A 19,945-nucleotide genomic window follows, 5' to 3' on the forward strand; every position below is an offset into this window, starting at 1 on the left:
CGTGAAGAACCTGGTGCATGAGTCGCGGCAGCGCCTGGCCTGGTCCCAACAGCGGCTCGCCGACGAGTTGGGGGTATCCCGCCAGACCGTCATTTCCATTGAACGCGGACGTTTTGACCCGTCGCTGCCGCTGGCCTTCCGGATCGCCGCAGTCTTCAACAGCACAATCGAGGACCTCTTCTTTCCCGACGAGCAGCAATGAGTCGCGCCGGCGCCAAAGAGGTACGGCCGAACCTGCGTCGCTATCCGGCTTTCGTCCGGTTTTGGCTCGCGTCGACGGTTTCCGACTTCGGAACTTATACGACCACTTTGGCTTTGTCGGTGCTGGTGCTGGTAACCATGAACGGGACGGCACTGGACCAGGGTCTGGTCAATGCTGCCCGCTGGGCCCCCTACCTGTTATTCGGTCTGGTTGCCGGTATCTGGATTGATCGGTTTCCCCGCCGGACGGTACTCATCGGCGGAGACATCGGCCGCGCCGTGATCCTCGTCGGCATATGCGTAACGGCGGCAGCGGGTGGGATCTCGATTCCGGTCCTGCTGGTTCTGATGTTCGCCTTCGGACTCCTGGCGCTGACCAGCGACGCCGCCTACCAGAGCTTCCTTCCGCAACTGGTCCCCCGCTCCCTGTTGACTCGGGCCAATGCCCGGCTGCAGCAAAGCGACACCGCAGCCCAGGCGACGGGAACTGCAGTCGCAGGCGGCCTGGTGGCATTGGTCACCGCACCGGTGGCACTTCTTTTCGATGCCGTCTCGTATCTTCTTTCGGCAGCGGTGCTCCTGACCTTGGAACGGCCGGAACCTCCGGCTCCGGTGAGAAGCGGACAACGGCTCCACCGGAAAATCGCGGAGGGACTGGACTGGGTGTACGGCCATGCCTACCTTGGTCCGCTGGCCTGGAGCACGCACCTGTGGTTCATCGGCTCCGCCATCCTCGGGGCCGTCCTGCCTGCGGTTCTTCTACTTGACCTTGGCTTGGGCGCCCTGGGCATGGGTCTGGTGCTGGGCTGTGCGGGCATTGGTGCGGTCATCGGCACCACGCTCTCCACCCGGCTGGGCAACCGATGGGGTACGGGCCGCGTCATCGTCGCTGCCCGCCTCGCCCAGCCGGTCGCCGTCGTCCTGGTGGCACTGGCACCCTTCGTTGCCGATCCGGCGCACGACGGCGGGATCCACGGTTCACCGGCCGAGTGGCCGGGAGAGCTGTGGGCAGCGTTTCTGCTGGCAGGCGCGGGGCAGTTCCTCTTCGGTCTGGCAATGGGCGCCGAAGGGCCGCTGGAAATGGGCTACCGGCAGGCCGTGACGCCGGACCGACTCATTGCACGGATGAGTGCAACCATGCGCTCGGTGAACCGCGGAATGATCGTGCTCGGCGCTCCGCTTGGGGGCACCTTGGCAGCCGTTGCCGGAACTGGAACGGCGCTCTGGGCCGCGGCGGGCTTTCTCCTCTTGTCCGGGTTCGTGCTGCTGTTTTCCAAGTTCAGAAACGCCCGCATAGAGGTTCAGCAGCTGTCCGATGGAGAAGAACTCGTGCCGTAGGCGTCAGGAGAAAGTGGCTCCCGCGCTGACATGCTGCGCGTTGGCCTGCTCCCAGTGCGTCACCATGCTCCCGCCGCCGTGGCCGTCGCCGTCGTCGATAATGAGTGTTGATCCCGGCCACTGTTGGTGCAGTTCCCACGCGGTGACGGCTGGGCCGGAGATGTCGCGGCGCCCGTGAATAAGCGTTCCCGGAATGCCGTGCAGCCGGTCCATGGCGGCCAGGATCGGCAGGTCGCCGACGCCCGCAGACGTCCAATAGTGCGTGGCGAGCCGGGCGAAGGCGATCCGGTAGGCGTCGTCGTCCCACCGGCGATCGCGACGGAAGCCGTCTGTGCCGATGGAGATATGGGTGTCCTCCCACAGAGCCCACTCGCGCGAGGCAGCGTCGCGGATGGCAGGATCCGGCGAGTTCAGCAGACGCAGGTAGGCTTCGACCAGCCGGCCGCGTCCGCGCTCATACCCAATCCCGCTTCGCTCTGCGTGCGCCACGAAGCGGTCCCAGGCTTCCGGGAAAATCGCGCCGACGCCTTCGGTGATCCAGTCCACTTCCCGCCGGCTCGTCGTCGTGACCGCGACCAGGACAACGGCCAGGACGCGCTCGGGGTGCGCCTGGGCATAGGCGAGGGCAAGGGTCGATCCCCAGGACACTCCGTTGACGATCCACTTCTCGACGCCGCGTGCTTTGCGCAGGGTCTCGATGTCACGGATGAGGTGGGCAATGGTGTTGAGCTCCAGGGGCGTGGACGGATCCGCCGCATGGGGGCGGGAACGTCCGCAGCCGCGTTGCTCCAGCCCAAGCACCCGGGTGCGCGTGAGATCGAAACGGTGCCGGTACCCGCTTGTTCCCAGCGTGCTGCCGGGGCCGCCGTGGAGGTAGAGCGCGGGTACGCCGTCGGGCTGCCCCCATTCTTCCCAGTAAATGCTCTGGCCCTCTCCCACCTCGAGCATGCCGTGCTCCCGCGGCGTCTCCCCCATCAGTTCCCCTTTTTCAGTCTTTCCGGCGCCGGGCCCACCGCTGGCGTCCGAATCAGGCTCCAGGACGCGATAGTTGCGACGGGCCCCGGAGCAATCCTCCACCGTGAGGCGGGAAATTCCGAAAACCCAGTCGCGGCTGTGCACCGCGGACTCATGTGGAGGAGGAAGGAACGAAAGTCCCGCTTGGACTGGTCAATGCCGTCGAACGCGCGTCCCGGCGCGCCCCGGCGCGCCCAGCAGACCCAGGGCTAACCGCCACTTGGATAACTGCACCATCCAGGCAGGGACACGAGGTGCTGTCCCGTAAGCCGATCGACAAGCGCTGTCACGTCGGGTTGAGTAGCTAGATTACGAGCGACCAGAGCCTCTGCGTATCGCCGACGGCCAATTAGCCTGATTTGCCGTCGGCGACGAGTGGTCGTGTCATCCTGCCGGGGAAACGAATTCCTCGAGAATTCGGAACCCCTGGCGGTCGACGGACCGGTGGACCGCCGCGAGCACGACGACGGCGGTGCCCGCAGCCCTGTCGAGTCCGATCCAACTGCTGAATCCGCCGGTACTTCCGTTGTGCCAAGTGATGCTCCGGCCGTGGTGCTCGAGGGTGATCCATCCGGCGCCGATGCCGACTCTGGGCGTGAAGTCGGCAACAGGATCGAGAGCCGACATACCGCGAGGTGTCCCGTCGAGGAGCGACCGAAGGAACCCGCTCATGGTATCGATTGTCGCCCGGACACCTCCCGCGGGAGCGATCGCTTCGCCGACCCAGGCGCGCATGGGACGCCCGAAGCGGTCCGACCCTGTGAGGTCCGCAGGGCCGAGATCCTTCACACGTGCGGGAGTCGAGAACTCAGGGCCGAGAACGTCCTGCAGGAGCTGTGCGTAGCTGCTGCCGGCTGCTTTCGCCACGGCATGCCCGAGCAACTGGAAACCCAGGTTCGAGTACCTGGGTCGAGGGGTACCGACGCGCACGGTGCGCGTCTGGAGTAGAAGGTCGGCAAGGGAATCGCCGTAAGGGTTCTCGCCGCGGATCCAGAAGCCAAGGGTGCGCCGGAGCGGCTGCATCCCCGGTGGTAGGCCCGGCAGCCCGGACCGATGGGTAGCCAGGGATTCCAGGGTCACGGACCCCACGTCTCCGTATCCGTCGAGGGGAAGCAGTTCGCGAAGAACCATCGTCGGCGAGGCGAGGCGGCGCTCCACCACATCCCGATACAGCATCCCGGTGAGCACCTTCGAGATCGACCCGATCTCGAAGGTGGAGTGGTGGTCGGAGCCGACCCTGGCTGTCATCTCGCGCTCAGGGGTGACCACTGCCACGGCTGTCGCTTGGGCAGGTGACCGAAACATCCGCTCCACTACGCGGACTAGTTCAAAGTCACCAATCCATGCCGTTTCCACAACGGGACGTCCTTCCCTAGGTCCACAGGATGAGAAGCACCACCGAACTCGGGTCAACCCAAGTTGACACTACTTGGGCAACCATAATTGGCAGGTCAAAAGCTGTCAACGTTAGTTGACGATACCCGCCGACGAGCTCACACATAGTGGCGTATCAGTGAGCCTGGGCGCCAGCGTCTACGACCCCTCGGATCCCGTTGGGCGTCTTCTCTTCAACATCCTCGGCATGGTCGCCGAGTTCGAGGCCGCGCTCATTCACCTAAGGACCCGCGAGGAGCTGTCTTTACCCACTGAGAACGTCATTATGCAGGCCGAAAATCCTTCCAAGGCGTGGATGTTTAACGCCGAGTCCTGGACCACGGCCGCCACGGAGCTCCAGACCCGGTGCGAGCCCTACGAGGCCGCCAGGTAGGTCTCGTAATCCGGTCCCTCACGGGGACGGGTTCTCCATCCGGGGCCGATGCCCTACGGCTGTCGGTACCGCACTGCGAGGGCATCTTGCGTGAGGGCGCGGAACATCTCGGTCATATAGACAGCGACACTCGCATACTGCGCAATTAGGTCAGCACCGTCGTCGCCGAGTGCGGCTCGAACTGGGTCGAGCGCTGGCGTGGCTGCATGGCATCTCCTATAAGTAAATGGATACTTACTTGTGGCCAAGAATGTCCCGCCGCGTCCCGAGGACCTCGCAGGCTGGGCCGGGGATGTGTTCGACCATCATCAGCGTTTCCCCGAAGTCCTCCGCCTGAGCATGTGGGCTCAGCTCGAGCGGCCGGAGGCCACCGCCGAGCCGAGCGATATCTATCGGAACAAAACGCTCGCCGTCGCGACGGCTGCCGCACGCCCGCTGTCCGCCGTCGACGTTCTGGTCTTCATCTACGCCATCGCGCAGGCCTGGCAGCTCTCTCCGGAAGGGCTTACCGGTCTCGCGGAAACCCGGACAGGGGTGAGGAAGTTGCCGCTCGCCGGCAAGCGGTCGTCACCGCGGTCGAGCGAATGCTGCAAGCTCGAGCCTGACTCGACACCCCCAGGCTGCAGCACTAACCGTTCACGGTCCCGCCTGATCCTGCTGTCGTCAGTGGACAGCGCCCAGTTCGATGAGCAGCACACCACCGGCAATAAGGACTATTCCCAGGCCCATCAGCCAGGTGAAGGGTTCCTTGAACAAGACCCTGCCGATGACTGCTGTCAGGGCGACGCCGGCGGCTGCCCAGATCCCGTAGGCGATGCCCAATGGCAGGCCGTTGGCGAGGGTGAGGGTAAGCATGACGAACGCAACCAGGTAGCCGACGGCGACCCCGCCGTACCAGCGCCTGTCATTTACGGCGAGGCGAAGGCAAACAGTGCCTGCCACTTCGAAGAGGATCGCTCCGATCAGGAACAAGTAAGCCATTAGGCGGATTCGGCTTTCTCATGTGCCGCTTGTGATCCGAGTTCGACGCAGAGCACCCCGGCGATGACAACGGCGATACCAATGCCCATCAGCAGGGTGAGCGGTTCCCCGAAGATGACCAGGGAACCGATGGCGGTCAGGGCGACGCCGCTTGCACCCCACACGCCGTAGGCGACACCCAAGGCCATGCCGGTGCGCAGCACACCGGCGAGCAGGATGAAGGAGCCAAGATAGCCGGCCGCGACCACCGCATAGAGGCCGGCATGCTCCAACGCACCTTTGAGCGAGAGCGACGCCGCCACTTCAGCGAGGATGGCGGCGGACAGGAGCATCCACCCTTTTGTGCTGTTGCTCATCGAACGGTTCCTTCGGTGACGACGTGTGGTGGGACCTACGGCATCGTATCCGGAACTAGTTTCCCCGTTCTCCGGAGCGACCGTGTTCCAGGCCGGTAGGAATACCGAGGAACGCCGGTTCCGGCGCCGCGCAGCAGGAGTCAGCAGCGGGCGTAGCAGCAGCCGGCTCCGGTGCCGAGCAGCAGGAATCAGCCGGTGCAGCAGCAGCCGGCTCCGGTACCGAGCAGCAGGAATCAACCGGTGCAGCAGCAGCCGGTTCCGGCACACCACAGCAGGCGGAGTCCCCCTGATCAGCCTGAGCAGCGCCGGCGTCGGTGCCGCAGCTGGACACGGTGTCGCAGCTGCCGCCCAGATCCGTGGAGCAGACCCCGGTTTCGGGCAGCACGAGTTCGACGTCGTCGGCCGCCTTCTGGTCTCCGGCCAGGGCTGCGGCAATGGAACGGACCTGCTCGTAGCCGGTGGCCATCAGGAATGTCGGCGCCCGGCCGTAGGACTTCATACCGACGATGTAGAAGTCCTTTTCCGGGTGGGACAGCAGCCGCGCGCCGTGCGGTGTCACGGTGCCGCAGCTGTGGAACTCCGGGTCAATAAGCGGCCCGAGTGCCCGCGGAGCTTCCACAGCCGGGTCGAGATCAAGGCGGACTTCCCGCAGCATGTCCAGGTTCGGCCGGAAGCCGGTGGCCGGAACCAGCAGATCGACGTCCAACTGCGTCTCCCCGCAGGGCGTGGCCCCGACGACGGTCAGGGTGTCCGCGCTCTTGAAGCCGGTGATGGTGAACGAGGTGTGCAGTGTGATGCGGCCTTCCTCGACCAGGGTCCGCAGCCGGCTGCCCAGCGCACCGCGGGCAGGCAGCCCGTCAAGGTCGCCGCCGCCGTACACGCTTGCCGCCGAGGACCGGCGGATGGCCCAGCTGATCCGGGTTTCCGGCTCCTGCTCGGCCAGCTCCCCCAGTGCCAGCAGCGTATTGGCGGCCGAATGGCCGGCGCCGACCACCAGGACGTGCTTGCCGCCGAAACGGGCACGGTCTCGGCCGACGATGTCCGGCAGCGGAGCGGTGATGAAGCCCGACGCGTAGGCCGCGGCCTCCCCCGGTGCTGCAAGTCCTGCCGAGCCCAGCGGGTTCGGAGAGTTCCAGGTACCGGACGCGTCGATGACGGCCCGCACCCGGTGGTCAGCGGTTGTGCCGTCGGCGTTCCGGACGCGGACCAGGAACGGGGTGGTATCCCGTCCGCCGGTGCGGGTCTTGTCCAGGCCTTCGCGGCTGACGGCAACAACCTCGCTGTCCGTGTGCAGGGCGTTCCGGATGGCGGGGACGGCGGCCAGCGGCAGCAGATACTGCTCGAGGAGTTCCGCGCCGGTCGGCAGGGTTTCGGCATCCGGTTCCTGCCAGCCGGTACGTGCGAGCAATCGGCGGGCGGCAGCGTCGACGTCGTACTGCCACGGCGAGAACAGCCGGATGTGTCCCCAGCGGCGGACGGCGGCGGCGGGCGCATCGCCGGCTTCGAAGATGACCGGCGTCAGTCCGCGTTCAAGCAGATGGGCGGCGGCAGCCAGGCCGACGGGGCCGGAGCCGATGACGGCGACTGGAAGCTGGGACAGATCAGTGTTCATTGGTGCTTTTCCTCAAGGAGTACGAAGGTTTTGCTAGGCCGGCAGGAGGTCGGCGATGAGCGCGGTGATCCGTGCCTTGATGTCGTCGCGGATGGGGCGGACGGCCTCCACGCCCTGGCCTGCCGGGTCGTCGAGCTTCCAGTCCTCGTAGCGCTTGCCGGGGAAGATCGGGCAGGCGTCGCCGCAGCCCATGGTGATCACGACGTCGGAGTCCTTCACGGCCTCGGTGGTCAGCACCTTGGGCAGCTCGGCGGACATGTCGATGCCCTCCTCGGCCATGGCCTCGACGGCGGCCGGGTTGACCGAGGCGGCGGGCGCGGAGCCGGCGGACCGGACCTCGATCCGTCCCTCGCCGAGGGTGCGCAGGTACGCGGCGGCCATCTGCGACCGTCCGGCGTTGTGCACGCAGACGAACAGGACGGAGGGCTTGGCTGCGGTTTCGGTGGTGCTCATCGGTTCATCTTTTCTGTGGAGGCGTCAGGGGTGGGAGCGGCGGCGGGCCAGTATTTCTTCTGCGCCCAGAGGGCGACATAGACCAGCGCGACCAGGACGGGGACTTCGATCAGGGGTCCGACGACGCCGGCCAGTGCCTGCCCGGAGGTCACGCCGTAGGTGCCGATCGCCACGGCAATGGCGAGTTCGAAGTTGTTGCCGGCGGCGGTGAAGGCCAGCGTGGTGGTGCGGGGGTAGCCCAGGTGCAGGAGTTTGCCCAGCAGCATGCCGGCGCCGAACACCACCAGGAAGTAGACCAGCAGCGGCAGGGCGATGCGGGCGACGTCGAGCGGGTTCGAGGTGATCTCATCCCCCTGCAGGGCGAAGAGCAGCACGATGGTGAACAGCAGGCCGTAGAGCGCCCACGGGCCGATCTTCGGAATGAACGTGCCTTCGTACCAGTCGCGGCCCTTCGCTTTTTCGCCGAGGGTGCGGGTGAGGAAGCCGGCCAGCAGCGGGATGCCCAGGAAGATGAGCACACTGGCCGTGATGGACCAGAAGGAGAAACCGGCGCTGGTGGTTTCCAGTCCCAGCCAGCCGGGCAGGACCTGCAGGTAGAACCAGCCCAGGGCACCAAAGGCGAGGACCTGGAAGACGGAGTTGATGGCCACCAGCACGGCGGCGGCTTCGCGGTCACCGCAGGCCAGGTCGTTCCAGATCATCACCATCGCGATGCAGCGGGCCAGGCCAACAATGATCAGCCCGGTGCGGTATTCCGGCAGGTCCGGCAGGAAGATCCAGGCCAGCGCGAACATAAACGCCGGGGCGGCGACCCAGTTGAGCACCAGCGACGTGACCATCAGCTTCCGGTCGGCGACGACCTTCGAGGTTTCGTCGTAGCGGACCTTGGCCAGCACCGGATACATCATCACCAGCAGGCCGACGGCGATGGGCAGCGACACATTCGACACCTTCACCGAGTCCAGCGCGGGTCCGATGCCCGGAACCAGGCGGCCCAGCAGCAGTCCGGCGGCCATCGCGGCGAGGATCCAGAGCGGCAGGAAGCGGTCCAGGGTGGAGAGCCGGGCGGTGACCTGGCCGGTCTGGGGTGGTGCGGTGGACGTGCTCACAAAGCTCCTCGGCAGGGACATCGACAGGGCAACCTACATTGAAGAACATCGATATCCTTCGATGTTGAGTATCCCGGGATATATCGATACCTGTCAATCTGTGCATAATGGGCAGGTGACCACTGCACTGACAGTTCCCGCTCCCGCCGTCGAGGCCTGCTGCACCCCGCTGACTTCCGAAGCGTTGAGCATCGAAGACGCCCAGCGCTTCGCCCAGCTGCTCAAGGCTGTGGCCGAGCCGACCCGGCTGCGCCTGGTCTCGCTGATCGCCGCCCAGGAGAACAAGGAAGCCTGCGTGTGCGACCTCACCGAGCCGATCGGACTGGGCCAGCCGACGGTGTCCCACCATCTGAAGATCCTGGTCGACGCCGGCATCCTGCACCGTGAGAAGCGCGGTGTCTGGGCCTACTACTCCATCGTTCCTGGTGCGCTCGAACGCGCTGCTGCTGTTTTGTCGCCGCGGTGAGCAGCACATCTGCTGAGTTGGAAGAATAGACGAACATGCGTATCGGAGAACTGGCGAAGAAGACGGGCGTGCCTGCCCGGATGCTGCGGTACTACGAGGAACAGGGCCTGATCAGCCCCCGGCGCCTCCAGAACGGATACCGCGTTTATGACGATTACCTCGTGGACAGAGTCAGGAAGATCCGCGGCCTGGTCGACTCGGGAATCCCGACCCGCATCGTTGCGGATATCCTTCCGTGCCTGGACAAGCCACAGAGCATTGTCGTGGACAATCCGGACCCCGAACTGCGGGATCTCCTGTTACAGGAGCGGGACCGGATGAACGTGAAGATCGATTTTCTCGCTCAAAACCGGGACGCGCTCACCCGCTACATTGATGCCCTGGACCGCGCCGCGTCAGGAACCCGGGAGTCTGCCGCGAGCTAGGTCGCACGTCGTCTAAGTGCCTCCGATTTGACCTTGACATTAGTGGCAAGGTTGCACCATTAGTGCATGACTGAACCACGTGTTGATTCACCAACACCAGCCCGACCTCCGAACCGGGTGAAGCCAACCCCGCACGCCCTGCGCCATGCGCCATGCGCCATGCGGCAGCGTGCTCCTTCCGGGTGCGATCGCTTCGTTTGTCGTCGCCAGGGACACCGAGGTCGATGCGATTAGCCGCCTGATCCCCAACAGGCCGACCACTTCTCCGAATACTTTCCCCTTCTTTCCTAAAGGACGCTCATGAGCAAGCGCAAACTGATTCTCGGCATGCAACTCAACAACGGTTATGGTTCCCAGCCCTCCGCCTGGCGGATGCCCGGGGTTGATCCGTCCAATTACACGGACTACGACGCGATGGTCCGGTACGCGCAGGCCGCTGAACGAGGGAAAGTCGCTTTCCTGTTCCTGCCTGATACCCCTGCCCTGACCAGCGACGTGAACCACGACGCCCCGCAGATGTCCCTCGACCCGATGATGGCCCTGGCGGCCATCGCGCGGGGAACCGAACGCATCGGCCTCGTTGCCACCGGATCCACCACCTTCAACGAGCCCTACAACATTGCCCGGCAGTTCAAAGCGCTCGACGTCATGAGCCACGGCCGCGCCGGCTGGAATGCCGTAACCACGAGCGACCCCTCGGCTGCAGCCAATTTCGGGCAGGAAATAGCTCCGCGGCCGGAGCGGTATCAGCGTGCCCACGAGACGATCCAGATCGCCCAGTCACTATGGGGAAGCTGGCAGAAAGACGCCTGGACCAGAAACAAGGAGACCGGACGTTTCGCTGATTCCTCGAAAATCCGACCCCTCGACCTCCGCGGCAGGTTCGTCTCCTCGCGTGGCCCGCTGCCGATTCCGCCGTCCGAGCAGGGACAGCCTGTCATGTTCTCTGCAGGGGGCGGTGAGTACGGCCTGGGACTGGCAGGGCGGTATGCCAGCGGAGTCATCGGTGCGGCCTTCTCCATCGAGGATGCACGCGCCCAGCGGGAGGCAGCCCGCGATGCGGCCCGCCGGGCCGGCCGTAACCCGGACGAAATCAAATACTTCGCGGGCCTCATGCCTGCCATCGGCGCCACCAAGCGAGCCGCACTGGACCGGCGCCTTATGCTCGGCGAACGGATCTTCCCGCAACGGGTTCCCTACCTTGGCTCAATGCTCGGACTGAGCCTGGAACTCGGCCAGCTGGATCAGCCCCTCACCCCGCACCAGTTGGCAACAGCCCAGGCAAGCCCGTTCGATCCGCGGGCGCTCCGGGCCCTCGAGGTGGCCCGCGAAGGCTGGACCATTCGCGAGATCCTCGCCCACGGCGTCATCGACTACCACCCCACCCCGGTCGGCGATGCGGCCGTCACCGCGGACCACATGCAGGAATGGTTCGAGGCAGGAGCAGTGGACGGCTTCTGGGTATCCGTCGATATCTACGAGGACGGCATCGACACCTTCGTCGACGAGGTCGTGCCGATCCTTCAGGAACGCGGCCTCATGCCGACCGACTACGAAGGCACTACCCTCCGCGACCACCTCGGGGTGCCGGAACAGTACGGGCTCGACAGCAGAGTCCAGTAATTTCGAGCGCCTGCACAGCCTTTTTCGTAGGCTGTGCAGGTGAATCCTCCCGAAACAGCCCGGCTCCGCTTCCGGGAAATGGCAGACAGCGACCTCGACACCATGGCGTCCATGCTCGGCGATCCCGCGGTGATGAAGTTCTATCCCGCCCCGAAAACACGGCCTCGCGGCGGGTTGCGGAGAAGATCGGCATGTCCTTCGAGCTGACAGCAACAGACGGCGGGCAGGAACGGTCGGTCTTCGGTGTCGACATAGCTCCCGCTTAGACTGCATCCATGTCAGTCTCCCCGCAGCCCTCCCAGGTAACCCTCGTCCGCTCCACCCAGCTGTCCGACGCCGCCGAGTACGCCTATGCGGCCACGGCACCCGCCGACGCGCGCCTCATTTTCCTCGCGGGATCCTGCCCGCTGGAAGAAGACGGCTCGACGGCGGCCATTGGCGATTACGCCGGGCAGGCTGCGAAGTGCATGCAGAACCTGGAGCTGGCGCTGGTCGCGGCGGGGGCGACACTCGAGCACGTGCTCAGCACCCGGGTGCTGGTCGCGTCCAGCTCGCAGGCGGATCTGGTCACCGCCTGGGAAGTGGTCCGGGATGGTTTCGGCAGCCACGACGCACCGAGCACCCTTCTGGGAGTCACTGTGCTGGGCTACGACCATCAACTCGTCGAGATCGAAGCGGTAGCTGCCGTCCGCGACTAATGACCTTAGGCCGCCCTGCTGAGCCGGGCCCAGAACAGCACCGGTATCAGCAGTAGGGCCAGGATGCCGCAGGAAAGGGCGAGTGCGGCGTAGCTGGTGCCGGCCATCATCACGCCGGACAAGGTTCCGCCTCCGGCCCCGGCCAGGGCAACCAGCACGTCGATCTTGCCTTGGACGCGGGGGCGGATCTCGGGTGACGTGTTATCGACTACCAGCGCCGTGCCGGCAATCAGGCCGAAGTTCCAACCCATGCCGAGCAGTGCCAGGGCGAGGAGCAGCAACCCCAGGGATCCGCCCGGCGCGAGGGCCGCAGTGACTCCAGCCAAGAGCAGGGTTACTCCGGAGGCGATAGCCATTGGAGTACGTCCGAGTTTGTCCACCAATATCCCCGTGACAAGCGACGGCAGGTACATCGCGCCGATGTGCACCCCGATGACCATTCCGACAGCGGCAAGGTCATGGTGATGGGACCTCATATGCACCGGCGTCATGGTCATGATCGCCACCATCGCGATCTGTGTCAGCACCATCACGGCGGCACCCACGTAGACTCCGGCCCCCGGACGGGCTGCCGGCGCACCGACGTCGCTCGGCACGGTATCCGCCGTCCGGTTCTCCAACCCGCGCGCCAGAAAGTACGGATCCGGGCGCAAAAGCACCAGCAGTACGACGCCGGCGGCCAGGAACGCTGTTCCGGCAAGAAGGAACGGGCCGGCCAGGGCAGGGATACCGAGACCGTCGGCGAAGCGGCCCATGGGCGTAACCAGGTTGGGTCCGGCAACCGCCCCGAACGTCGTCGAGACCATCGCAATGCTGATGGCCTGTCCCCTGCGGTCCGGCAGCGCAAGGTCCGTTCCGGCATATCGAGCCTGCAGGTTGGTGGCCGTTCCCGCCCCGTAAAGGACCAGCGCCGCAAACAGCAGAAGAGGGCTGTCCACCACAGCAGCCAGGACCACGCCCAGCGCACCGAGACCGCCGGCTATGAACCCGGACCCGAGTCCAATGCGCCGTCCGGCCCGCTGGTTAACCCTTCCCACAAGGTAGGCCGCCAGTGCGGAACCCAGGGTAATCAGCCCTGCCGGCAGGCCGGCCAGCCCCTCCGACCCAAGCATGTCCTGCGCCAGGAGGGCCCCCACCGTGACGCCCGCGGCCAAGCCAGCCCCGCCGAGAACCTGGCTGAGGACAACCACGGTGAGGGTACGCCGCTGAACTGCGGCACGGCGCGCCTCATCCATCAGGACGGTTTCATTTATCTGGTTCATTGCGGTCCCGTAATCCGGTCAGTACTGCACGACGCCGGTGAGCACCAGGATCGGGAACACAACTGCCGGGGAACTCGTCATGAGGTTCACGAGCAGGTGCGCGATCGTGATCGGCAGCAGGCGTCCCTGGGCGCGGACGATGAGCGCCGACCCGAGCCCCCAGACGGTGAAGGCAACCACGTACACAACCATCGCGTCGGTGGTCGGAGCGAAGAACGCATGCTGCGCGCCGAAGGCCAGGGAACAGACGAGCATCGCCGGCCACGGTGACCACGAGGCCGAAAGCCGGGACTGCGCGTAGCCGCGGTAAACGGCTTCCTCGGCCGGGGCATTCAACGGAGCGAATGTCACCACAGCTAGGATGCCGAGGATCAGTGACCAGACCGGTGAGGCGATCGTGGCGGCGTCGGGGTCGTAGAACACGGTGGCGAACGCGTCGAACATGCCGGAGCCGTGCAGCACCCACATCGCGGCCATGACGGCGAGGACAAACGGTACATAGAGGACCGCGATCCAGAGCAGGCCCCACCCGGCGTCCCGCAGCACCGACCGACGCGGCGCGAAGAGGGACCGCAGACTCGAGCCCTCGCTTTTCAGCAGACGCGAAACGAGCAGCAGCGAGGCGATGTTCACCGGAATCAGGCTGAGGGCGGCCAGCATCGGCGTGGGCGGGAACGTGGCCGTACCGTCGACGGCCTGCACGATCCACCAGGCCGCCACCGTTGCGGCCGCCACCATTCCGAGGCGGACAAACAGCAGCAAGGCTGCCCGCCGTCCAGCGCGTTGGACCTCGACGGCGGAGGGCCCGGGCTGCCGGACGGTGACTGATTTCATGGGCACAGGCTAACAAGCGGTGGGCCTCGGGGACCCTAGAGGACCAGATCAAACTCCAGCCGGCCGTGCCGGATCCCGTTGACCTGCACTTCCAGGGCGTGAGTGCCCGCATAGTGCCGCCGGGTGGTCATCTGCCGGAAGCCGTGCCGGCCGTTCAGCTGCCGGGACTCCCCCGGGTCCAGGGACACCGTGGTCAGCTTGAAGACCTTCTCCGCCGTGGACCCGTTCGCCTTGACGTAGTGCACGGCGTAATCCACCGACAGGCGGCCCGGGGCGTCGCCGGTGTTCGTCAGGACAAAGTCGAAGACCAGCTCGCCCGGCAGGGCCAGGCTGGAGGTTTCCGTCCGCAGCGCAGTGACACTCACCTGTGCCGGCGTGAAGCCCATCAGCTCAAGAGCGCCGGGATTGCCCTTTTTCACCAGGGTGCGCAGGCTGCGCCGGACCACCCAGGCAGCGCCTGGCGTGCCGGTCTGCTGCCAGCGCGCGGCCGCCTCAAGCACCAGCTCGGGCGCGTGCCGTGCAAGGTCATTGGTGTGGTTGGCGACGGACCGGCGCACATACTCGGACTCGTCATTGTGCATCGCGTCCAGCAGCGGCAGCGTGGCTCCCGACGTAGCGAGCAGCAACGGTACCCGGACGGCCCACGGCAGGTACGGGCGCGTCCCCTCGCTGGCCAGCCGGCGGACATGTTCGTTGGGATGGTCCGTCCAGGTCCGGATGATGGCCAGTGCCCGTTCGTGATCGGCCCGTAGCAGCCGGCGGATGGCGAACTCGCTGGTCAGCCGCGGAGTCAGTTCAGCGAGCAGAGCCAGCGCATCATCGAAGGCCGGGGTGCCGCCGTCGGCCAGTGCCAAGGTGACGGCCGCCTCGGTGACCGGCCACAGCGCCCAGCCGGTGAAGGTCGGATCCTCCAGCGCGGAGCGGAACGCGACCGCAGCCGCCGGATAGGTGCCCAGCGCGCTAACGAGGGCGTGCGCGACGGCGTCGGTCCGGCCGCGCAGCGACAGTGGTTCCAGCCGGGTCCGGGTGGCCAGCACTCCATCCCAGGAAATCCCGGGTGCCGCAGCGGCCAGCGCGTCATGCAGGGCCTTGACCTCGTTCGGCCCCAGCAGATCATCCATCGTGCCCATGGTGCTCCCCCGTTTTCCATTCCCTCTGATATCCCGCGGGCAGTGGCCGACTGGATCCAATAGCCTCTTTTATTTGGGCTGGATAAGCCTATCCCTAACCTACTGGTTACCGGGTTCAGCCCCCGCTGCCGAAATCATCTGCGCTGACGCGACGGTAGGACTCGGTGATGATGTCCTCCAGCACGGACATGTCCACGTTGCCGAGATCCTTGATGTAGAGGCAGCTCGCACCCGTCTTGTGGTCGCCGAGGAGGGACAGTTGCTCGGTGTAGGTATCCACTCCGTCAGGAAGATAGACCGTGGTGGCGTCCTTGCGCGGAGAGAATGCCGCCGCACCGGCGTCCCCCTCCCTGCCGCTGGCATATTTGTAGTGGTAGCTGCCGAAGCCGACAATCGACGGCCCCCACATGGCCGGCTGCTCACCGGTGACCCTCGTCATCAGCTCGAGTAGGGTTTGGGCGTCGCGGCGGCGAACGGGCGACGCCACGCCGTCAATGAAGCTGCTGACGCTGGTGCTGGTTGGTTCCATGGCGTCCATCCTCGTTGCCGGGCCGGCTTCCATCCTGGACGCCGACCAAGGGTTCTTTACCGGGTACGCGGGTCCGGCATCATCACTTCCACCTGCGGCTTCTCGTCCCGCTTGGCCTTCCACCAGACGAAGAAGCCGGCAAGGGTGAAGCCGCCGTAGAAGAGGTACATAAAGGCGGTGGCGTAGTAGCCGGTGCTGAAGAGCAGGGGCACGCCCACAATGTCCACGGCCACCCAGATCAGCCAGAACTCAACCCAGCCTTTGGCCATGCCGTAGGTGGCCAGCAGCGAACCGACGAAGGTCCAGGCATCGGCCCACACTGGTTCGTAGGAGCCCAGCCGGGCGAAAACGGGGGTCAGGGCGACGGTTCCGAGCAGCATGATGGTGACCAGCCCGATCCGTTCCTTGGTAGAGGCCCACTGCGGGGTGACGGCGTCCTCGCCGTTGGTCTTGCTCTGCTGCCAGCGCCGCCAGCCATAGATCGACACGGCAATGAACATGATCTGCCGTCCGGCCTGGCCCAGCAGGGTGGCGGTATCGGCCGCGCCGAAGATGGAGCCGAGGAAGACGGTCAGCAGGAGCAGGTTGCCCAGGATGCCGACGGGCCAGGCCCACACTTTACGGCGCATACCGCCGAAGGCGCTGAGCAGCCCGAAGATGTTGCCCACCAGTTCGCGCACCAGCAGTGAGCTTGAGCCCACCGGAATCTGTGCCTCAAAGAGCCATCGCAGAAAATCCATGTCGTCCTTATCCCTAAGCGGGTGCTCCGGGGGTACGACAGTACGATGCGTCGCCGGGGTGCTACCGGTCCGAGGGGTCACCCCTGCAAAAGGGGACCTCGAAGGGTCAGCAAAGCCGGCGGAACAACAAACTGCACGTGCTTCTCCCATCCAGACTTTAACTGTCGGTATCGGAATTTCACCGATTCAACCGAACCGCCTCCCCGAGGTTCTCGGATCAGCAGTGCGGGTCGCGGACTATAACCGCCGGTTCGGAATTACACCGACCCCGGAGCACGTTTGTTGCTAACTATTCTTGCACAGCCGCTTCGGCGGAAGCGCGAAGTTTGCGGATAGCGTCATTGGGATCACCGGCGCCGTACACCGCCGAGCCGGCCACGAACACATTCGCACCGGCCTCGGCTGCCCGTTCGATGGTCTCCGGGGAGATTCCGCCGTCCACCTGGATGGCCAGCGGCAGCCCGGAGCCGCGAACGGCTTCGGCGGCGCGGCGGATTTTCGGCAGCGTCACGTCCAGGAACTTCTGCCCGCCGAAGCCCGGCTCCACCGTCATGATCAGCAGCATGTCCAGCTCGGACAGCATGTCCAGGTACGGCTCCACCGGGGTCGCCGGACGCAGGGCCATGCCGGCCTTCGCGCCGCGCTCCCGCAGGTCGCGCGCGAGCTTGATCGGCGCCGTCGACGCCTCCACATGGAACGTGACCGACGCGAGGCCTGCCTCGGCGTACAGCGGAGCCCAGCGGTCGACGTCGGCGATCATCAGGTGCGCGTCCAGCGGCAGCGCGGACACCTGCTGGATCCGTTCCACCACGGGCAGCCCGATGGTCAGGTTCGGGACGAAGTGGTTGTCCATAACGTCCACGTGCACGGCGTCCGCGGCGCTGATCCGCTGCAGCTCGGCTTCGAGGTTCACGAAGTCGGCCGAGAGGATGCTCGGGTTGATGCAGCACTTGCTCACGAAGGGTCTCCTAGATTTTGCGGCGGATCAGCGCCAGGAACATGGCGTCGGTGGCGTGGATGTGCGGCCAGAGCTGGGCGGTGGATTCGTGGCCGGCTTCCAGCGCGCCGGGCAGGCTGACTGCGTCCAGGGCGGCACCGGCGTCGAGCAGTTCCAGGTCATTGCGTTTGCGCATCACATCGGCGACGACGGCGGTGGTCTCGGCCGGGTGCGGGGAGCACGTTACGTAGGCCACCACTCCCCCGGGCTTGACCGCGTCCACGGCGGTGGTGAGCAGTTCGCGCTGCAGGATGCCGAGTTCGCCGACGTCGGTGGGCTTGCGGCGCCAGCGGGATTCCGGGCGGCGGCGCAGGGCCCCCAGGCCGGTGCACGGAGCGTCCACGAGAATCCGGTCGAAGGTTTCCGGGTAGTCCTCGGCGATGGTGCGGCCGTCCCCGGTACGCACGTTCCAGGTCTCCCCCGGCACCGCGTCCAGTGCCTGGCGGACCAGCTGCGCCCGGTGCGGAGCCGGTTCGTTGGCCAGCAGCACGGCGCCGGATTCGTGCGCGAGGGCGGCCAGCAGTGCGGCCTTGCCGCCGGGACCGGCGCACATATCCAGCCACTTTTCCACGCCGTCTTCATCCACGGAAGCACCGCCGAGGTCCAGTTCGGCCAGGGCGCGGGCCACCAGCTGCGAGCCGGCGTCCTGCACCCGGGTGGTGCCGGCGCGGACCGAGTCCAGCCGGCCGACGTCGCCGGCGGAGAACAGTGCAGAGTCCTTCACGAGCTCGCCGTCCACGGCTCCGGCGGCGCGGGCCTCGTCGAGGTTGCCGAGGCCGGGCAGGGCGACCAGGTTCACGACCGGGGCATCGTTGTCGGCGCGCAGTAGATCGGTGATCTCGTCTACGCTGCGGCCGTGCGCCACCAGGGACTGGCGCAGGGCGCGGACAATCCACTCCGGATGGGAGTGCTCGATGGCGGAGCGTTTCACGGCGTCGGCTTCACCCTCGGTGAGGATCTCCACCCACTCGTCCAGGCTGCGGGCGGCGACCTTGCGCAGTACCGCGTTGATCAGGGCGGACGGACCGGCGCCGATCACGGCGCGGGCCAGGCCGACGGTCTGGTCCAGGGCCGCATGGGCGGGTACACGCATGGCCAGCAGCTGGTGCGTGCCGATCCGCAGGGCGTCGAGGACGGCGGGGTCCAGGCGTTCCAGCGGGCGGTCCACGCATTTGGCGAGGATGGCGTCATACGTGCCCTGGCCGCGCAGCGCGCCGTAGGCCAGTTCGGTGGCGAAGCCGGCGTCGCGCTTGTCCAGCCGGTGCTTGCGGATGCTCTTGGGCAGCACGAGGTTGGCGTAGGCGTCCTCGCCGGAGACGGCGCGGAGCACCTCAAAGGCCACCAGCCGGGCCGGATCCGCGGCGCGGGTGCGCTGGCCGGGGGCAGCGGCGGTGCGGGTCTTCACGGCGGCGCGGCGGCGTTCGTGGCCCTTGTCGTTGCGGTGTTTGTTGGGCTGGTCGGGCTGGTGGGTCATTCGAAGACCACGTCCTCACGGTTGGCGAGGCCGCGGGCCCAGTCGGGCCCCGGCATCATTTTCTTGCCTGCGGGCTGGACACGCAGCAGTTCGAGTCCGTGCGAGCCGGTGCCCACGACGGCGGCGGCGTCCCCGCCGCCGGTGAAGCGGACCTGGCCGGGGCGCAGGTCGGTGACATCGGGGCGCAGCACGGCCGCACCGATCTTGAACCGGGCGCCGTCCCAGGTGGTCCAGGCGCCGGGTTCGGGGGTAACGCCGTTGATCCGGCGGCGGATGGCGAGGGCGGGCTGCTGCCAGTCCACGCGGGCGTCGTCGATGCTGAGCTTCGGCGCCAGGGTGATCTCGCCCTGCTGCGGCACGGGCACCGCCGCGCCGGCGTCGACCGCGCTGAGGGTCTGGGCCAGCAGCACGGCACCGGAGTGCGAGAGGCGTTCGAGCAGGTCACCGCTGGTGTCCTCGGGCCGCACCGTTTCGGTGAGCGTGCCGTAGACGGGGCCGGTGTCCAGGCCGGTTTCCAGCAGGAACGTGGAGGCGCCGGTGATGTCGTCCCCGGCAATGACCGCGTGCTGCACGGGGGCGGCGCCGCGCCAGGCGGGCAGCAGCGAGAAGTGCAGGTTAATCCAACCGTGCTTCGGCACGGTGAGGGCGCGGGCCGGAACCAGGGCGCCGTACGCGACGATCGCGGCGACGTCGGGCTCCAGCGCGGAGATGGCGGCGATCGCTTCGTCGTCCACCTTCGCGGCGCGGATCACCGGAAGGCCCAGTTCCTGCGCGCGGACCGCGACAGGTGAGGGCGTCAGGACCTTCTTGCGGCCCAGCGGTGCGTCGGGGCGGGTGAGGACGCCGACGACGTCGAACCCGGCGTCGATCAGTGCGTCAAGGGACGGCACGGCCACCGAGGGTGTGCCGGCAAACAAGACTCGCAGTGCCACGCG

At 66.5% G+C, this 19,945-nt stretch carries 22 protein-coding genes, 1 pseudogene and 1 riboswitch; of the genes and pseudogenes, 8 read left to right on the top strand and 15 right to left on the bottom strand.

Going from position 1 to position 19,945, the window contains the following annotated elements:
* Position 1: 1 nt before the first annotated feature.
* A complete protein-coding gene (locus LOC60_RS08150; protein ID WP_229952115.1) occupies positions 2-202 on the top strand; it encodes a helix-turn-helix transcriptional regulator in 201 nt (66 codons plus the stop codon).
* A complete protein-coding gene (locus LOC60_RS08155; protein ID WP_230024323.1) occupies positions 199-1,539 on the top strand; it encodes an MFS transporter in 1,341 nt (446 codons plus the stop codon). The genes LOC60_RS08150 and LOC60_RS08155 overlap by 4 nt, the downstream gene beginning before the upstream one ends.
* 3 nt (positions 1,540-1,542) lie before the next feature.
* Here the strand turns inward: LOC60_RS08155 and LOC60_RS08160 are convergent, their stop codons facing one another.
* Positions 1,543-2,514: an alpha/beta fold hydrolase gene (locus LOC60_RS08160; protein ID WP_230024324.1), complete on the bottom strand. Its 972-nt coding sequence runs from the start codon at positions 2,512-2,514 to the stop codon at positions 1,543-1,545.
* A gap of 423 nt (positions 2,515-2,937) precedes the next feature.
* The gene (locus LOC60_RS08165; protein WP_230024325.1) at positions 2,938-3,909 is read right to left on the bottom strand and encodes a serine hydrolase domain-containing protein; all 972 of its coding nucleotides are present in this window, start codon (positions 3,907-3,909) and stop codon (positions 2,938-2,940) included.
* Between the two features lie 115 nt (positions 3,910-4,024).
* Between LOC60_RS08165 and LOC60_RS16305 the strand changes: the two genes are divergently transcribed.
* Together LOC60_RS16305 and LOC60_RS16405 are read left to right on the top strand one after the other, a co-directional pair.
* Positions 4,025-4,321, top strand: a complete 297-nt coding sequence (locus LOC60_RS16305) for a recombinase family protein (protein WP_331460792.1) — start codon at positions 4,025-4,027, stop codon at positions 4,319-4,321.
* Between the two features lie 240 nt (positions 4,322-4,561).
* Positions 4,562-4,816, top strand: a pseudogene (locus LOC60_RS16405) (hypothetical protein); the annotation flags it as partial.
* A 168-nt stretch (positions 4,817-4,984) separates the two neighbouring features.
* Here LOC60_RS16405 and LOC60_RS08175 read toward each other — a convergent pair.
* From LOC60_RS08175 to arsB, 5 genes are read right to left on the bottom strand one after another with little or no spacing between them, the layout of a single operon-like run.
* A complete protein-coding gene (locus LOC60_RS08175; protein ID WP_230024326.1) occupies positions 4,985-5,302 on the bottom strand; it encodes a DMT family transporter in 318 nt (105 codons plus the stop codon).
* Positions 5,302-5,658 (bottom strand): DMT family transporter, encoded by a 357-nt coding sequence (locus tag LOC60_RS08180; RefSeq protein WP_230024327.1) that lies wholly within the window; start codon positions 5,656-5,658, stop codon positions 5,302-5,304. Before LOC60_RS08180 ends, LOC60_RS08175 begins: the two co-directional genes overlap by 1 nt.
* A gap of 55 nt (positions 5,659-5,713) precedes the next feature.
* Positions 5,714-7,270 carry an FAD-dependent oxidoreductase gene (locus tag LOC60_RS08185; RefSeq protein WP_230024329.1) on the bottom strand — a complete coding sequence of 519 codons (1,557 nt, stop codon included), beginning with the start codon at positions 7,268-7,270 and terminating at the stop codon, positions 5,714-5,716.
* A 33-nt stretch (positions 7,271-7,303) separates the two neighbouring features.
* A complete protein-coding gene (locus LOC60_RS08190; protein WP_230024330.1) occupies positions 7,304-7,723 on the bottom strand; it encodes an arsenate reductase ArsC in 420 nt (139 codons plus the stop codon).
* Complete coding sequence (gene arsB / locus LOC60_RS08195; protein WP_269440168.1) at positions 7,720-8,853, bottom strand: ACR3 family arsenite efflux transporter; 1,134 nt, start codon at positions 8,851-8,853, stop codon at positions 7,720-7,722. The genes LOC60_RS08190 and arsB overlap by 4 nt, the downstream gene beginning before the upstream one ends.
* A gap of 94 nt (positions 8,854-8,947) precedes the next feature.
* Here arsB and LOC60_RS08200 point away from each other — a divergent pair, with 94 nt between their 5' ends.
* From LOC60_RS08200 to LOC60_RS08215, 4 genes are all read left to right on the top strand, one after another.
* Positions 8,948-9,298: an ArsR/SmtB family transcription factor gene (locus tag LOC60_RS08200; protein WP_229952123.1), complete on the top strand. Its 351-nt coding sequence runs from the start codon at positions 8,948-8,950 to the stop codon at positions 9,296-9,298.
* Between the two features lie 35 nt (positions 9,299-9,333).
* Positions 9,334-9,723 (top strand): MerR family transcriptional regulator, encoded by a 390-nt coding sequence (locus tag LOC60_RS08205; RefSeq protein ID WP_230024331.1) that lies wholly within the window; start codon positions 9,334-9,336, stop codon positions 9,721-9,723.
* 300 nt (positions 9,724-10,023) lie between these two features.
* Positions 10,024-11,346: an NtaA/DmoA family FMN-dependent monooxygenase gene (locus LOC60_RS08210; RefSeq protein WP_230024332.1), complete on the top strand. Its 1,323-nt coding sequence runs from the start codon at positions 10,024-10,026 to the stop codon at positions 11,344-11,346.
* Between the two features lie 275 nt (positions 11,347-11,621).
* Positions 11,622-12,044 carry a RidA family protein gene (locus LOC60_RS08215; RefSeq protein ID WP_230024333.1) on the top strand — a complete coding sequence of 141 codons (423 nt, stop codon included), beginning with the start codon at positions 11,622-11,624 and terminating at the stop codon, positions 12,042-12,044.
* Between the two features lie 5 nt (positions 12,045-12,049).
* On the opposite strand, the gene LOC60_RS08220 is transcribed toward LOC60_RS08215, so the two are convergent.
* From LOC60_RS08220 to fmt, 8 genes are all read right to left on the bottom strand, one after another.
* Positions 12,050-13,306 (bottom strand): MFS transporter, encoded by a 1,257-nt coding sequence (locus LOC60_RS08220; RefSeq protein ID WP_230024334.1) that lies wholly within the window; start codon positions 13,304-13,306, stop codon positions 12,050-12,052.
* Between the two features lie 18 nt (positions 13,307-13,324).
* Positions 13,325-14,140 (bottom strand): CPBP family intramembrane glutamic endopeptidase, encoded by an 816-nt coding sequence (locus tag LOC60_RS08225; RefSeq protein WP_230024335.1) that lies wholly within the window; start codon positions 14,138-14,140, stop codon positions 13,325-13,327.
* 35 nt (positions 14,141-14,175) lie between these two features.
* Positions 14,176-15,270, bottom strand: coding sequence for a DNA alkylation repair protein (locus LOC60_RS08230; protein WP_230024337.1), 1,095 nt, complete (start codon positions 15,268-15,270; stop codon positions 14,176-14,178).
* 115 nt (positions 15,271-15,385) lie between these two features.
* On the bottom strand, positions 15,386-15,799 hold the full coding sequence (locus tag LOC60_RS08235; protein ID WP_230024338.1) for a DUF1801 domain-containing protein: 414 nt from the start codon (positions 15,797-15,799) through the stop codon (positions 15,386-15,388).
* Between the two features lie 56 nt (positions 15,800-15,855).
* Positions 15,856-16,539: a nicotinamide riboside transporter PnuC gene (pnuC, locus tag LOC60_RS08240; RefSeq protein ID WP_230024339.1), complete on the bottom strand. Its 684-nt coding sequence runs from the start codon at positions 16,537-16,539 to the stop codon at positions 15,856-15,858.
* A gap of 134 nt (positions 16,540-16,673) precedes the next feature.
* Positions 16,674-16,819: riboswitch (FMN riboswitch) on the bottom strand.
* A 9-nt stretch (positions 16,820-16,828) separates the two neighbouring features.
* Positions 16,829-17,497 carry a ribulose-phosphate 3-epimerase gene (rpe, locus tag LOC60_RS08245; RefSeq protein WP_229952130.1) on the bottom strand — a complete coding sequence of 223 codons (669 nt, stop codon included), beginning with the start codon at positions 17,495-17,497 and terminating at the stop codon, positions 16,829-16,831.
* Positions 17,498-17,507: 10 nt separating this feature from the next.
* Positions 17,508-19,010: an RsmB/NOP family class I SAM-dependent RNA methyltransferase gene (locus LOC60_RS08250; RefSeq protein WP_230024340.1), complete on the bottom strand. Its 1,503-nt coding sequence runs from the start codon at positions 19,008-19,010 to the stop codon at positions 17,508-17,510.
* Complete coding sequence (gene fmt, locus LOC60_RS08255) at positions 19,007-19,936, bottom strand: methionyl-tRNA formyltransferase (protein WP_230024496.1); 930 nt, start codon at positions 19,934-19,936, stop codon at positions 19,007-19,009. Before fmt ends, LOC60_RS08250 begins: the two co-directional genes overlap by 4 nt.
* Between the last annotated feature and the right edge of the window lie 9 nt (positions 19,937-19,945).

Origin of the sequence: Arthrobacter sp. zg-Y769 (assembly GCF_020907405.1) — a bacterium.
GTDB lineage: Bacteria > Actinomycetota > Actinomycetes > Actinomycetales > Micrococcaceae > Arthrobacter_B.

Coding starts and splice junctions, on each gene's coding strand:
- LOC60_RS08210 (WP_230024332.1), top strand. CDS start 10,024: ATGAGCAAGCGCAAACTGATTCTCGGCATGCAACTCAACAACGGTTAT.
- pnuC (WP_230024339.1), bottom strand. CDS start 16,539: ATGGATTTTCTGCGATGGCTCTTTGAGGCACAGATTCCGGTGGGCTCA.
- LOC60_RS08185 (WP_230024329.1), bottom strand. CDS start 7,270: ATGAACACTGATCTGTCCCAGCTTCCAGTCGCCGTCATCGGCTCCGGC.
- LOC60_RS08215 (WP_230024333.1), top strand. CDS start 11,622: ATGTCAGTCTCCCCGCAGCCCTCCCAGGTAACCCTCGTCCGCTCCACC.
- LOC60_RS08190 (WP_230024330.1), bottom strand. CDS start 7,723: ATGAGCACCACCGAAACCGCAGCCAAGCCCTCCGTCCTGTTCGTCTGC.
- LOC60_RS08180 (WP_230024327.1), bottom strand. CDS start 5,658: ATGAGCAACAGCACAAAAGGGTGGATGCTCCTGTCCGCCGCCATCCTC.
- LOC60_RS08175 (WP_230024326.1), bottom strand. CDS start 5,302: ATGGCTTACTTGTTCCTGATCGGAGCGATCCTCTTCGAAGTGGCAGGC.
- LOC60_RS08250 (WP_230024340.1), bottom strand. CDS start 19,010: ATGACCCACCAGCCCGACCAGCCCAACAAACACCGCAACGACAAGGGC.
- LOC60_RS08230 (WP_230024337.1), bottom strand. CDS start 15,270: ATGGGCACGATGGATGATCTGCTGGGGCCGAACGAGGTCAAGGCCCTG.
- LOC60_RS08220 (WP_230024334.1), bottom strand. CDS start 13,306: ATGAACCAGATAAATGAAACCGTCCTGATGGATGAGGCGCGCCGTGCC.
- arsB (WP_269440168.1), bottom strand. CDS start 8,853: ATGTCCCTGCCGAGGAGCTTTGTGAGCACGTCCACCGCACCACCCCAG.
- LOC60_RS08225 (WP_230024335.1), bottom strand. CDS start 14,140: ATGAAATCAGTCACCGTCCGGCAGCCCGGGCCCTCCGCCGTCGAGGTC.
- LOC60_RS08205 (WP_230024331.1), top strand. CDS start 9,334: ATGCGTATCGGAGAACTGGCGAAGAAGACGGGCGTGCCTGCCCGGATG.
- LOC60_RS08235 (WP_230024338.1), bottom strand. CDS start 15,799: ATGGAACCAACCAGCACCAGCGTCAGCAGCTTCATTGACGGCGTGGCG.
- LOC60_RS08160 (WP_230024324.1), bottom strand. CDS start 2,514: ATGGGGGAGACGCCGCGGGAGCACGGCATGCTCGAGGTGGGAGAGGGC.
- LOC60_RS08155 (WP_230024323.1), top strand. CDS start 199: ATGAGTCGCGCCGGCGCCAAAGAGGTACGGCCGAACCTGCGTCGCTAT.